General features: G+C 70.5%; 11 protein-coding genes. 5 read left to right on the top strand and 6 right to left on the bottom strand.

What is annotated here, in order from left to right; all coding sequences use genetic code 11:
- Positions 1 to 124: 124 nt before the first annotated feature.
- Genes ACWF62_RS07265 through ACWF62_RS07255 form a run of 3 tightly spaced genes read right to left on the bottom strand, consistent with a single transcriptional unit; the run spans position 125 to position 2,374 of the window.
- A complete protein-coding gene (locus ACWF62_RS07265) occupies positions 125 to 916 on the bottom strand; it encodes an SDR family NAD(P)-dependent oxidoreductase (RefSeq protein WP_378509369.1) in 792 nt (263 codons plus the stop codon).
- 59 nt (positions 917 to 975) lie between these two features.
- On the bottom strand, positions 976 to 1,236 hold the full coding sequence (locus ACWF62_RS07260; protein ID WP_378509368.1) for a hypothetical protein: 261 nt from the start codon (positions 1,234 to 1,236) through the stop codon (positions 976 to 978).
- Positions 1,217 to 2,374, bottom strand: a complete 1,158-nt coding sequence (locus ACWF62_RS07255) for a Rieske 2Fe-2S domain-containing protein (RefSeq protein WP_378509367.1) — start codon at positions 2,372 to 2,374, stop codon at positions 1,217 to 1,219. The genes ACWF62_RS07260 and ACWF62_RS07255 overlap by 20 nt, the downstream gene beginning before the upstream one ends.
- Positions 2,375 to 2,534: 160 nt before the next feature.
- Between ACWF62_RS07255 and hsaA the strand changes: the two genes are divergently transcribed.
- Positions 2,535 to 3,701, top strand: a complete 1,167-nt coding sequence (hsaA, locus tag ACWF62_RS07250) for a 3-hydroxy-9,10-secoandrosta-1,3,5(10)-triene-9,17-dione monooxygenase oxygenase subunit (RefSeq protein WP_378509366.1) — start codon at positions 2,535 to 2,537, stop codon at positions 3,699 to 3,701.
- A 9-nt stretch (positions 3,702 to 3,710) separates the two neighbouring features.
- Here hsaA and ACWF62_RS07245 read toward each other — a convergent pair whose 3' ends face one another.
- Positions 3,711 to 5,657 (bottom strand): acyl-CoA dehydrogenase family protein, encoded by a 1,947-nt coding sequence (locus tag ACWF62_RS07245; protein WP_378569594.1) that lies wholly within the window; start codon positions 5,655 to 5,657, stop codon positions 3,711 to 3,713.
- A gap of 116 nt (positions 5,658 to 5,773) precedes the next feature.
- The gene (locus tag ACWF62_RS07240; protein WP_378509364.1) at positions 5,774 to 6,193 is read right to left on the bottom strand and encodes a pyridoxamine 5'-phosphate oxidase family protein; all 420 of its coding nucleotides are present in this window, start codon (positions 6,191 to 6,193) and stop codon (positions 5,774 to 5,776) included.
- A 173-nt stretch (positions 6,194 to 6,366) separates the two neighbouring features.
- On the opposite strand from ACWF62_RS07240, the gene ACWF62_RS07235 reads away from it, so the two are divergent.
- Genes ACWF62_RS07235 through fahA form a run of 3 tightly spaced genes read left to right on the top strand, consistent with a single transcriptional unit; the run spans position 6,367 to position 9,640 of the window.
- The gene (locus tag ACWF62_RS07235) at positions 6,367 to 7,596 is read left to right on the top strand and encodes a homogentisate 1,2-dioxygenase domain-containing protein (protein WP_452629728.1); all 1,230 of its coding nucleotides are present in this window, start codon (positions 6,367 to 6,369) and stop codon (positions 7,594 to 7,596) included.
- Positions 7,593 to 8,468: a hypothetical protein gene (locus ACWF62_RS07230; RefSeq protein WP_452629727.1), complete on the top strand. Its 876-nt coding sequence runs from the start codon at positions 7,593 to 7,595 to the stop codon at positions 8,466 to 8,468. Before ACWF62_RS07235 ends, ACWF62_RS07230 begins: the two co-directional genes overlap by 4 nt.
- Positions 8,465 to 9,640, top strand: a complete 1,176-nt coding sequence (gene fahA / locus ACWF62_RS07225; RefSeq protein WP_378569596.1) for a fumarylacetoacetase — start codon at positions 8,465 to 8,467, stop codon at positions 9,638 to 9,640. Before ACWF62_RS07230 ends, fahA begins: the two co-directional genes overlap by 4 nt.
- Before the next feature lie 119 nt (positions 9,641 to 9,759).
- On the opposite strand, the gene ACWF62_RS07220 is transcribed toward fahA, so the two are convergent.
- Complete coding sequence (locus ACWF62_RS07220) at positions 9,760 to 11,289, bottom strand: FAD-dependent oxidoreductase (protein WP_452629726.1); 1,530 nt, start codon at positions 11,287 to 11,289, stop codon at positions 9,760 to 9,762.
- Positions 11,290 to 11,452: 163 nt separating this feature from the next.
- Here ACWF62_RS07220 and ACWF62_RS07215 point away from each other — a divergent pair, with 163 nt between their 5' ends.
- Positions 11,453 to 12,070 carry a TetR family transcriptional regulator gene (locus tag ACWF62_RS07215; RefSeq protein WP_378509359.1) on the top strand — a complete coding sequence of 206 codons (618 nt, stop codon included), beginning with the start codon at positions 11,453 to 11,455 and terminating at the stop codon, positions 12,068 to 12,070.
- Positions 12,071 to 12,103 lie beyond the last annotated feature (33 nt).

Here is a 12,103-nt window from a genome sequence, read left to right as displayed (position 1 = left end):
CCTCGCCCCCACGCCTAGCCAGCCAACACCACAACAGAGAGCCGTGCCACCCCCCCCCCCGAAACACACACCCGCATCCCCCGCCCCAGCGCCCCCCCCCCCCACTGCCGGGGAGCTCGAGAAATCAGCCGCGGTTGAGCAGCTTGCGCATCGCGACGGCGGCACCCTTGACCATCTTGTCGCGGGGGAAGCCGCTGCGCTTCTGCGCGGCCTCGTAGTTGCCGCCCGCCACCCACACCGGGCCGTCGGCAAGGTGCTCAAGACCCTCACGGGCCGCGTCCTCCGGCTCCTGCACGATCATGCCGGGGATGTCGAAGTTCAGCCCGGCGCGGACCATCGCCGGGGTCCGGGTGACGCCGAGGATGAACTCGACGACGTGCACGCCGTGCGGCTCAAGCTCGAGCCACAGCGACTCGGCGAACACCCGGCTGAAGGCCTTCGACGCCGCGTAGATGCTCTGGTGCTCGGAGCCCATGTAGCCGGCCAGCGAGCCGAGCAGCATGATGCCGCCGCGACCGCGCTCGCGCATCAGGCCACCGAAGTGGTGCGAGAGTTCGAGCTGCTTGAGAATGTTCAGCTCGATCACGCCGCGGAAGCCGTCCAGCTCGCCGGTGACGAACTCGTGGCCGTAGGAGTTCGCGCCCGCGTTGAAGATCAGCAGCCCGACCTCGACGTCGTCGGTGACGGCGCGGATCTGCGCGAGCGCGTCGCCCGCCAGCAGGTCCAGCGACAGGGTCCGGACCTCGACGCCGTGGGAGCGGACCTTCTCCGCGGTCTCCTCGAGCGGGCCCGGCTTGCGGGCGATCAGCACGAGATTGAAGCCGTCGGCGGCCAGCTGGTCCGCGAACGCCGCGCCGACGCCCTCGGAGCCGCCTGCGATGACGGCCCACGGGCCGTACTGGTTGATGTCGACCATGGAAGATCCTCTCGGACGGGCGCCGACGATGCGCCCGCGGTTGTCGGTGTGCCGGACGGTCAGTCCACGACCTGCGGCGCGGGGACCGGGTCCTCGTTGGTGATGGGCAGCCGGCCGTCGTTCGCGGCCTTGTCGATCGTCGCGGTCAGCGCCTCGCAGCGCATCACGGGAGCCCCGGGGCGGCCCTCACGCCCGGTCCACTCGTGGATCTCCCGGCAGGCGTCCTGCGCGGCCTCGTCCCACTGAATGGCAGTGTGCTCCCAGCTGTGCTTGAGGACCCGCACGCGGGCCCCGCACGCCTCACACGCCAGCGGCTGCATTCTCCAGCGCCTTCTTCTCGAGGTTCGCGTCGACCTCCTTGCGCCACGCGGCGACCGCCTTCGTGGTGTCCATCTCGTGCTCGAACCGCTCGACCATCTCCGGCTGCACGTCGGCGCGGTCCACGTAGAACTGCTCGTACCAGCGGCGCAGCTGGTAGACGGGGCCGTCCTCCTCGCACAGCAGCGGGTTCTCGATCCGGGTCTTGTTCTTCCAGATCGCGATGTCCTGCTCGAAGCCCTTCGCGATGAACGTGCCGAAGTTCTTCGCCATGTCGGTGGCGGCGGTGCCCTGGAACTTGTCGGACTTCTTGACGATGATGCCGTACATCAGCACGAACTTGTCCGGGGTGACCGGGTAGTGGCAGTTCAGCAGGACCGACTCGACGTTGTGGTCCTCGTACTCGTAGACCAGGTCATCGATCATGAACGACGGGCCGAAGTACGACGCCGCCGAGTTGCTGCCCTTCATCCGCGGGGTGCCTGCGGCGTGCGGGCGCTCGTCCTCACGCGCGGTGCCGCGCATGAACTGGCTCGCGACCTGGCCCTCGAAGACGTTCTTGAAGAACGTCGGGAACGAGTAGTGCACGTAGAAGAAGTGCGCCATGTCGACGATGTTGTCGACGATCTCGCGGCAGTTGATGTCGACCTCGGTGGTGAACCAGACCCAGTCCGACCACTCGTCGGACAGCGCGCCCTCGATGCGCGGGATGTACATGTCCTCGTCGGTCGGGGCCTTGCCCTCCGGGTCGTGCCAGACGAAGAGCATCCCGTCCTGGTCGAGGGTGTGCCACGACCGGGTGCGGGCCAGCGGGGGAACGCGGCGGGCGTAGGGGATCGAGGTGCACTTGCCCTTGCCGCCCCAGCGCCAGTCGTGGAACGGGCAGGCCACCGAGTCGCCCTTGATGGTGCCCTGGCTCAGGTCGCCGCCCATGTGCCTGCAGTATGCGTCGAGGATGCTGAGCTTGCCCTCGCTGTCGGCGAAGACGACGAGCTTGGTGCCGAACGCATGGACGCTGTGCGGCTTGCCGTCACGGAAGTCCTCGGCGAGTCCGAGGCAGTGCCAGCCCCGCGCGAACCTCGTAGGTGCGGCGCCCGCTTCGATCACGCGAACTTCGTCGGCAGACTGCGTGCTGGTCACGGTTCATCCTTCCGGTCGAGGTACCGCACGTGGCGGCACGATTCATGACCTCGGACGCTAACGACGCGGGTCACCGGGTTCGCCGAGTATCTCACTGGCCGGGACCTCCCGCAGTGCGCGACCATCGGCGCGCGAACGGCGAGCCGATAACATCGAACGAATGGACAACGAGGTACTCGGTCGGGTGCGGGAGTTGCTCCCCGCCATCGCGGAACGGGCACGCGGAACGGAGGAGTCTCGTCGGGTACCCGACGAGACGATCCGGGCGCTGGTCGACGCCGGGGTGTTCCGGATGCTTCAGCCGACCCGATACGGGGGACTCGAGTCCGATCCGGTGCACTTCTACGAGGCCGTGCGGGCGATCGCGGGGGCGTGCGGATCCACCGGGTGGGTCACCGGCGTCCTCGGGGTGCACCCGTGGCACCTCGCGCTGTTCGACGATGCCGCGCAGTCCGACGTGTGGGGCGCCGACCCCGACGTCCTCATCGCGTCGTCGTACGCCCCGGTCGGCACGATGGTCCGGGTCGACGGCGGCTACGAGATCATGGGGTGCTGGCGGTTCTCGTCCGGCGTCGATCACTGCGGGTGGGCGCTGCTCGGCGGGATGCTCGTCGACGACCGCGGCGACCCGATCGACAACACCACGATGCTGGTTCCGCGATCGGACTATCAGATCCGGGACGTCTGGGAGTCCGTCGGGTTGCGCGGCACCGGAAGCAACGAGATCTTCGTCGAGCGGGCGTTCGTTCCCGATCACCGGGTGATGCGCAACTACGAGTTCTCCCAGCTGCGCGGTCCGGGCCAGAAGGTGAACACCGGGCCGCTGTATCGAATCCCGTTCGCGACGGTGTTCTCGTCGGCGATCGCGGCCCCCGTCCTCGGCGTCGTCGCGGGCTGCTACGAGGAGTTCCTGGCCCGGATGCGGGACCGGGTGCGGCTCAGTCTCGGCGGCGGCCGGTTCGCGGAGGACGTGTTCGCGCAGGTGACCGTCGGGCGGGCGTCGTCGGACATCGACGCGTCGATCCTGCAGATGGACCGCAACGTGCGGGCCCTGATGGAGGTGGCTGCCGCGGGCGACCAGATCCAGATGCAACTGCGGCTGCGGGCCCGGCGCGACCAGGTGCGCGGCACCGAGCGGGCGCTCGCCGCCATCGACAAGCTGTTCAAGATGTCCGGCGGCAACTCGCTCGACACCGGCAACCCGCTCGAACGGGGCTGGCGGGACGCGCACGCGGGCGGGGTGCATGTCGCGAACGACACCGAACGCGCCCTCGCCCTCTACGGGCGCGGCGCGTTCGGGCTGCCGGTCGAGGACAACATGGTCTGACGCCCGGCGTCACCCCGGTCCCGCGCCGTCGGGGTCGGTGCGGAACCGCCGGGCCAGGTTCGGCTCGGTGGACGGCCCCGGCGACCAGGAGGCGATCCACGGCCCGGTGCCCTCACTCTGGTCGAGGACACCCGATTCGAGCCAGGCGTACTCGCCGCCGAGAACATTCGACGCGATCCGGTGGTCGAGGTCGTCGGTGTTCTCCCACAGTCCGGCGAACAGGCGGTCGATGCGCAGCCTCGCCTGCTGGCAGAACACGTCGGCCAGGTCGGCGGCGCCGGTGCCCGGGTCCCGCGCCCGCTCGGAGTCCGCGCGCACGCACGCCGCGGCCATCGCGAACAGCTCGGCGCCGATGTCGACGATCCGGCCGAGGAACACCTGATGCTTCTCCATGCCCGCCTGCCAGCGGGCCATCCCATAGAACGTTGACCTGGCCAGCTTGCGTGCGTTGCGTTCGACGAACCGCAGGTGCGTCGCCAGGGAATCGAAGTCGCCGTACGACGCGGGGAGCTGCCCCTTGCCGGACACCAGGTGCGGCAACCACTTGGCGTAGAAGCCGCTCGCCCCGAGGGCAGCCTTGGCCTTGTGCTGCAGGTCGGCCCCCGGATCGGCGAGGTCACCCGCCGCGGTCAGGTGCGCGTCGACGGCCTCCCGCGCGATCAGCAGCCGCATGATCTCGCTCGACCCCTCGAAGATCCGGTTGATCCGCAGGTCCCGCAGCAACTGCTCGGCCGGGACCGCCCGTTCACCGCGGGCGGCGAGGGACTCCGCGGTCTCGTAGCCGCGGCCGCCCCGGATCTGGATCAGTTCGTCGGCGATCCGGCACGCCATCTCGCTGGCCCACAGCTTCGCCAGCGCCGCCTCGATCCGAATGTCGTTGCGGCCCTCGTCGGCCATCTGACCCGACAGTTCCAGCGTCGCCTCCAACGCATACGTGGTGGCCGCGATGAACGAGATCTTGCCGGCGACCGCGCCGTGCTCACCGACCGGTCTGCCCCACTGCACCCGCTCCGCGGACCACTCCCGTGCGATCTTGAGCGACCACTTCCCGGCCGCCGTGCACATCGCGGGCAGCGCGAGGCGCCCGGCGTTCAGTGTGGTCAGGGCAATCTTCAGGCCGTCACCCTCGCGGCCGATCAGGTTCTCGGCTGGTACCCGCACCCGGTGCATCCGGGTGACCCCGTTCTCGATGCCGCGCAGCCCCATGAACGCGTTGCGGCGTTCGACGGTGATGCCGGGGGCGTCGGCCTCGACGACGAACGCGCTGATGCCGCCGGGGTGCCGCCCCTCGGTTCGCGGTACCCGCGCCATCACCACCAGCAGTTCGGCGACCACACCGTTCGTGGTCCACAGCTTCACGCCGTCGAGGAGGTAGGCGGTGCCGTCCTCGGTGGGGGTGGCCGTCGACGCCATCCGCGCCGGGTCCGACCCGACATCCGGTTCGGTGAGCAGGAACGCGGAGACCGCGCCTTTCGCGCAGCGCGGCAGGAACTTTCGCTTCTGCTCGTCGGTGCCTGCCAGCTTGAGTGGCTCGGGGACGCCGATCGACTGGTGCGCGGACAGCAGCGCGCCGAGGCTGGGATGCACCGACCCGACGAGCATCAGCACCCGGTTATAGGCGACCTGCGACAGGCCTAGTCCGCCGTACTCCTCCGGGATCTTCAGCCCGAAGCAGCCGAGGTCGGCGAGCCCGCGCACGTACTCGTCGGGGATCGCCGCGTCGCGTTCGATCACGCTGCCGTCCAGCCCGGCGCAGTAGTCGCGCAGTGTCCCGAGAAACCGCTCGGTCCGCGCCGCGTCCTCGGGTGTGGGGCGGGGAAACGGGTGCACCAGGTCGAGCCGGAACCGGCCGAGGAACAGTTCCTTCGCGAACGAGGGCTTCTCCCAGCCGCTTTCGCGGGCCTCCTCGGCGACCGCGCGTGCCTGTTCCTCGCTGACCTGGGTCGGTGACACCATGATCCGCCTCCTCGACGAGAGCGATCGGCAACCTACTGGCGAGTATCCGCCTCGATCCGGGTTTTCGGAACCCATGCCGGAACGACGCGGGGGTGTCCGGTCGGCCGCGCCGGGGGCTACAGCTTCGAGTAGTCCGTGCTCAACCACCGCTGCGGACGCATGCGGACCAGGATCGACCGCGGGGTGAGGTTCTGTGCGGCGTACGCGGTGCCCTCCTCCTCGCCGAGATACCGCACCGCGATCGCGGTGGCCTGATCCGCGGTGATCGGCGCAATCGAGGTGATCGGGCCCTCGGCGCTGACGTACTTGTACGGCACCTGCTCGAGCTGCGCGGTGAGGGTGAACCGCCCGGCCGCCCGAAACAGCGGCTCCTTGATCGTGTCGGTCTCGGTCCAAATCAGGACCTCCCCGCCCGGCTCGTACCCGTACCAGACCGGCACGGCCAACGGTGCCCGGTCCGGCCGCTCGACCGCGACCACCCCGACATGAATGTCCGCGAGGAACGCCTCGCGCTCGGCACTGCTCATCGTCGGCATCGATCGATCCTCTCGGGTCGGAACCTCCGGTGTCACCAACAGTAGGGGATCCGGCGGGGGCGGACGGGCTCGACGATCGGGCCGGTGGGCCCGGCGCCGCCGCGCGTGTCGACAAGCGGGTCGGGAGCGGTCACAGTGGAGACCGGGAGCGCGCTACACCGAGGAGGCCGGTCATGGCGTTCTATCGACGGCTCGGCAGCATTCCCCCGAAGCGGCACACCCAGCACCGCGGCGAGGACGGCAGTCTGCGCTTCGAGGAACTGATGGGCGAGGAGGGCTTCGCCTCCGACTCGGCGCTGCTGTATCACCGCGCGGTCCCGTCGGCGATCGTGGATGCGACCGTGTGGGGGCTGCCCGACCAGGCAACGACGCCGAATCATCCGCTCAGGCCGCGCCATCTCAGGCTGCACGAGCTGTTCCCCGAGCGGGGGTGGGCCGAGACCGATACCGTCACCGGTCGGAGGCTGATCCTCGGCAACGCCGATGTCCGGCTCTCGTACGCCGTCGCGGCGGCCGAATCGCCGCTGTACCGCAACACGATCGGCGACGAGTTGGTGTACGTCGAGGCGGGGGAGGCGCTCGTCGAGACCGCCTTCGGTGCGCTGCCCGCACGCCAGGGCGACTACGTGCTGCTGCCGATGTCGACCACCCACCGCTGGCGGCCGGTGGGGGCGGAACCGTTGCGGGTGTATGCGATCGAGGCCAACGGCCACATTGCGCCGCCGAAGCGGTACCTGTCGCGATTCGGGCAGTTCCTGGAGACCGCCCCCTACTGCGAACGCGACCTGCACGGTCCCAGCGCGCCGCTGCTCGTCGAGGGCACCGACGTCGAGGTCCTCGTCAAGCACCGGACCTCCCGCGGCATTGTCGGCACCCGGATGGTGCACGCGACGCACCCGTTCGATGTCGTCGGCTGGGACGGCTGCCTCTACCCGTACACCTTCAACATCGCCGACCACGAACCCGTCACCGGTCGCGTGCACCAGCCGCCGCCCGCGCATCAGGCGTTCGAGGGTGCCGGCTTCGTGATCTGCAACTTTGTTCCCCGCAAGGTCGACTACCACCCGCTGTCGATCCCGGTGCCGTACTACCACTCGAACGTGGACTCCGACGAGGTCCTGTTCTACTGCGGTGGCGACTACGAGGCGAGGAAGGGCTCCGGCATCGGGCCGGGCTCGGTCTCCGTGCACCCCGGCGGGCACACCCACGGACCCCAGCCGGGCGCGTACGAACGCAGCATCGGCGTCGACTTCTTCGACGAGCTCGCCGTCATGGTCGACACCTTCCGGCCACTCGAACTCGGTGCGGGGGCGCTGGCCTGCGAGGACCCGGGGTACGCCTGGTCCTGGGCCGGACGGGGTCCGGCGTCGCCGCCGTCGTCGGGCAGGGGGCAGGCGCGATGAGGATGATCCCGCCGCTGCTGGCCGGGCTGTGCGACGACGCCGCGCTGTTTCCGCCCGGCGCCGTGCCCCTCGCCGTTGCGGTGCCCGCCCACTTCGCCCACACCGACAGCGCGTACGCGGATCTGGTGGGGCCGTTTGTCCTTCCGGCGACCAGGCTCGCCGAACTGGCCGCCGTGCTCGGCGGCCGGGTCCTGCCGGTGAGCCTGACCGTCCCCGGTGGCACCGACGCCGCCGCGGCGGCACTGGGTCGGCTGCGCGCGATCGACGCCGTGCACCTGGTTGGCCTCGAGATCGCCGTGCCGGACGGGCAGCTCGTCCCCGCACTTCTCCGTGCGGTGAGCAAAATCTGCGGTGCCGCACCGGGAGTGGCGGTCCATGTTGAGGTGCCCCGGGACCGGCGCCGCGACGAGGTGCTCACCGGTCTCGCCGACCTCGGGGCCCGCGCGAAGGTCCGCACCGGAGGTGTCGTGGCCGACGCGTATCCGGACGAGGCCGAGCTCGCGGCGGTGATCGCGGCCGCCGGGTCCCTCGGGGTGCCGTTCAAGGCGACCGCGGGTCTGCATCGCGCGGTCCGGAACACCGACGCCGACACCGGATTCGAGCAGCACGGGTTCCTGAACCTGATGCTCGCCACCCGCCTCGCCGCGGACGGTGCGGACCCGGACACCGTCGCCGCGGCGCTCGCGGACCGCGACGGACCCGGCATGGCGGACACCCTCGCCGGGTTGACGGAGGCGGAGTCCGCCGCGGTGCGCCGCCGATTCGTCTCGTTCGGCACCTGCAGCATCGCGGCTCCGCTCGCCGACCTCACCGCGCTCGGCCTGGTGCATCCCCTCGGCCTCCCGGCCGCCGACGAACGAGCCCCGGCATGACCGTCATCCCGATCCCCGACGGCTCCCCGTTCGGCGTCGACAACCTGCCCTACGGAGTCTTCTCGACCGCGGGGACGGAGCCGCGGGTCGGCGTGCGGGTGGGTGACCACGTTGTCGACCTGGCGGCGGTGCTCGGCGACGCGGTGTTCGCCAACCCGACGCTCAACCCGTTCATGGCCCAGGGGAGTGCCCGGTGGGCCGAGGTCCGGGACACGATTGCCGTCCTGGTCTGCGGTGAGGTCGCGGACGATGCGGTGCTGCCCGTCGGCGACGTGACGATGCACCTGCCGATCGCGGTCGCCGACTACGTCGACTTCTACGCATCCGAACAGCACGCGACCAACCTCGGGCGACTGTTCCGCCCGGACAGCCCCGACCCGCTGATGCCGAACTGGAAGCACCTCCCGGTCGGCTACCACGGCCGGGCGTCCACCGTCGTCGTGTCGGGTACCGACATCGTCCGGCCACGCGGCCAGCGCAAGGCGCCAGCCGACAACGCGCCGACGTTCGGCCCCTCGCTGAGCCTCGACATCGAGGCCGAGGTGGGGTTCCTGGTGGGGGTCGGCTCCCCGATGGGGGCCTCGATCACGCCGGATCGGTTCGCCGAACACTGCTTCGGCGCGGTGATCCTCGACGACTGGTCGGCCCGCGACATCCAGGCGTGGGAGTACGTGCCGCTCGGCCCGAATCTGGGCAAGAGCTTCGCCACCTCGATCTCCGCATGGGTGGTTCCGCTGGCGGCTCTCGAGGCCGCCAGGGTCGCCACCCCGGTGCAGGATCCGGTGCCGCTCCCGTACCTGCGGGGCGGTGAGAAGTGGGGACTGGGCATCGATCTGGTGGTCGAGTGGAACGGTGACGTGGTCAGCCGCCCGCCGTACGCGCAGATGTACTGGTCGCCCGCGCAGATGCTGGCGCACCTCACGGCGAACGGTGCCGCCGCCAGCACCGGCGACCTGGTCGGCTCCGGCACCGTCTCCGGCGCGGAGCGGAACCAGTGCGGTTCCTTCATCGAATTGACCTGGGGCGGAACAGAACCCGTGACGGTGTCCGGCGAGAAGCGCACCTATCTGCTGGACGGCGACGAGGTGACGATCACCGCGACCGCGCCGGGCGCGAGCGGCGGACGCATCGGCTTCGGTGAGGTGCGCGGCCGGATCCTGCCCGCACGCTGATCAACCCCACCCCCGCCACCCCGAGTAAACGGACGCATTCGGTCGATCCGATCTGATTCGACCGAATGATCCGTTCGCTCGGGCCGGGCGGCGGGGAGGGGCTCGACGAGCGCGGCGTCCTACGCCATGTGATTGGCGGCGCGGTAGCCGAACACCATTGCGGTGCCGAGCGGAACACCCGGGCCCGGGTACACCTTGCCCGCGACCGAGGCGGCGGTGTTGCCCGCCGCGTACAGGCCGGCGACGGCGGTGCCGTCGGCGCGCAGCACGCGACCGTCGATGTCGGTGACCAGGCCGCCCTTGCAGCCGAGGTCGGACAACACGATCCGGGCCGCATAGAACGGGCCGGTCTCGACCGCGGTCAGTGCCCGGTTCGGGTTGCCGTTCGGGCCGCAGAAGAACAGGTCGTAGGGGTCCTCGCCGCGGTGGAACGACTCGTCGACGCCGCGCTTGGCGTAATCGTTGAACTCCTCGACGCTCGCGCGCACGGCGTCCGCGGGCAGCCCGGCCTTGGCGGCGAGCTCCTCCAGGGTGTCCGCCTGCACCCAGGTGCCCGCCTCGAGGTGCTGTGCCGGCGGGGTGTTCGGGATGGAGATGCCGGGCAGTCCGCCGCCCTCCCTCGAGTCGAAGATCATCCACGACGGGATGGCGTGACCGGCGTCGTTGTGGGCGAGCATGGCCCGACCGAAGCGGTCGTAGGGCAGCGACTCGTTCAGGTACCGGTTGCCGTTCGCGTCGACGACGATGCCGCCGCGGATGCCGACCAGGAAGGCTGCGGTGCCGTCCGGCTGTTCGACACCCGGGCAGAACCAGGCCTGATCCATCAGCGAGGTCGCGCCGCCCGCGGCAGCCCCGGCGGCGATCGCGTCACCGGTGTTCGCCCCGATCGGGCCCATCGACCATTCCGCCTTGCCGGGGGTGCCGTGTTCGGCGCGGGCCTGCGCGTTGCCCTCGATGCCGCCGGCGGCCATCAGCACACCGCGGGTGGCCTTGATGCGGACCTCCGCGTCGCCGGACCGGGCGACGACGCCGACGACGCGGCCGTCCTCGACGACCAGCTCGGTCAGCGCGGTGCCGGTGCGCAGGTCCGCGTTGCCGGTGCCGTCGATCGCGGCGAGCAGGCGCCCGATCAGGGCGCGGCCACCGATCATCTTGCCGGGGGCGTGGCCCTTGCCAGCCCGGTCCGGGTTCAGCTCGGGGCGCACCTTGGCGGCCAGTTCGCCGATGTCCGCCGGGTCGAGGTCGAGCGGGTTGATCGAGCGGCCGGTGTCGAGGCGGCCCTCGGCCCGGTAGTAGTCCGGGAACGCGCGGAACTCGAACTCGATGTTGGGGTCGCGTTCGAGCAGCTCGACGACGGCGGGCGCGGTGTCGACGTACGCGTCCTGTCGCTCGGCCTCGGCGACGCCGAGCAGGGTGCGCAGGAAGGTCCGGGCGTTCTCGGTGGAGTCCTCGAGCCCCGCGCGCTCCTGAACCTGGGTGCCGGGCAGCCAGATGGCCGCGCCGGAGTAGGAGGAGGTGCCGCCGAACAGGTCGGTCTTCTCCAGCACCACGGTGCGCAGGCCACGCGCGGCCGCGGTGTATGCCCCGGTCAGGGCGCCGCCACCGGACCCGACCACCACCACGTCGTATTCGTCCGTCCAGTCCTGCATGTCTCCTGCTTCCTCCATCGCATCGGGTGTGGTCACAGGCAATCGCAGCGGGCCGAGCGGGGGTGCGGCGGCTCCCACTGAGCGGAACGGGAGTCCGGCAACCCGCGACAGCTGCCAGGATCTACCCTCAGATCGTCGGAAGTGGAAGAAGTGGGGGACGAGGATGCCGAGGCTTGCGGAGGCACGCGACGCGGCTGAGCCGAGCTCGGTGGAACAGCGGGCGCGACACGGCCGGATCCTGAAGGTCGCCGCCCAGTTGGGTGCCGAGAAGGACCTCGAGCGGGTGCAGATGCAGGAGGTCGCGAAGCTCGCAGGCGTCGCGATCGGCACCCTGTACCGCTACTTCCCCTCGAAGACGCACCTGTTCGTCGCCGTCATGGTCGACCAGATCCAGCGGATGGGTGATCAGCTGTCCCGGCGGTCGCGCGCCCACCTGGCGGCGCCCGACGCCGTCTACGACGCGCTGCTGCACGCGACGCGGGCGCTGCTGCGCACCCCGCTCCTCGCGACCGCGATGATCCAGTCCGCCGCGACCTCGAACGCCGCGACCATTCCCGACGTCGCGAAGATCGACCAGCACTTCGACCGGCTGCTGCTCGACGCCGCCGGGATCGAGGAACAGACCATCCGGGACGCGACCGTGCTGCGGCTGGTGGTCGCGCTGTGGTTCGGGCTGATCCAGGCCGCGCTCAACAGCCGCACCTCGATCCCCGAGATCGAATCGGACCTGCGGACCGCGTGTGACCTGCTGCTCGCGGACCTGTCCGGTCGGATGGTCTGAGCCCGATCCCGTTCGGTGGGACTCTCACCGCCC

This window comes from Rhodococcus sp. NPDC054953, from assembly GCF_053609225.1.
Note: the sequence above shows the minus strand (reverse complement) of the source record. Positions and strands in the feature narration are given on the sequence as shown.

What these genes read in the sequence shown, in the direction of transcription:
- ACWF62_RS07235 (WP_452629728.1), top strand. Translation starts at nt 6,367, where the DNA reads ATGGCGTTCTATCGACGGCTCGGCAGCATTCCCCCGAAGCGGCACACC.
- ACWF62_RS07260 (WP_378509368.1), bottom strand. Translation starts at nt 1,236, where the DNA reads ATGCAGCCGCTGGCGTGTGAGGCGTGCGGGGCCCGCGTGCGGGTCCTC.
- ACWF62_RS07230 (WP_452629727.1), top strand. Translation starts at nt 7,593, where the DNA reads ATGAGGATGATCCCGCCGCTGCTGGCCGGGCTGTGCGACGACGCCGCG.
- hsaA (WP_378509366.1), top strand. Translation starts at nt 2,535, where the DNA reads ATGGACAACGAGGTACTCGGTCGGGTGCGGGAGTTGCTCCCCGCCATC.
- fahA (WP_378569596.1), top strand. Translation starts at nt 8,465, where the DNA reads ATGACCGTCATCCCGATCCCCGACGGCTCCCCGTTCGGCGTCGACAAC.
- ACWF62_RS07215 (WP_378509359.1), top strand. Translation starts at nt 11,453, where the DNA reads ATGCCGAGGCTTGCGGAGGCACGCGACGCGGCTGAGCCGAGCTCGGTG.
- ACWF62_RS07220 (WP_452629726.1), bottom strand. Translation starts at nt 11,289, where the DNA reads ATGCAGGACTGGACGGACGAATACGACGTGGTGGTGGTCGGGTCCGGT.
- ACWF62_RS07240 (WP_378509364.1), bottom strand. Translation starts at nt 6,193, where the DNA reads ATGCCGACGATGAGCAGTGCCGAGCGCGAGGCGTTCCTCGCGGACATT.
- ACWF62_RS07245 (WP_378569594.1), bottom strand. Translation starts at nt 5,657, where the DNA reads ATGGTGTCACCGACCCAGGTCAGCGAGGAACAGGCACGCGCGGTCGCC.
- ACWF62_RS07265 (WP_378509369.1), bottom strand. Translation starts at nt 916, where the DNA reads ATGGTCGACATCAACCAGTACGGCCCGTGGGCCGTCATCGCAGGCGGC.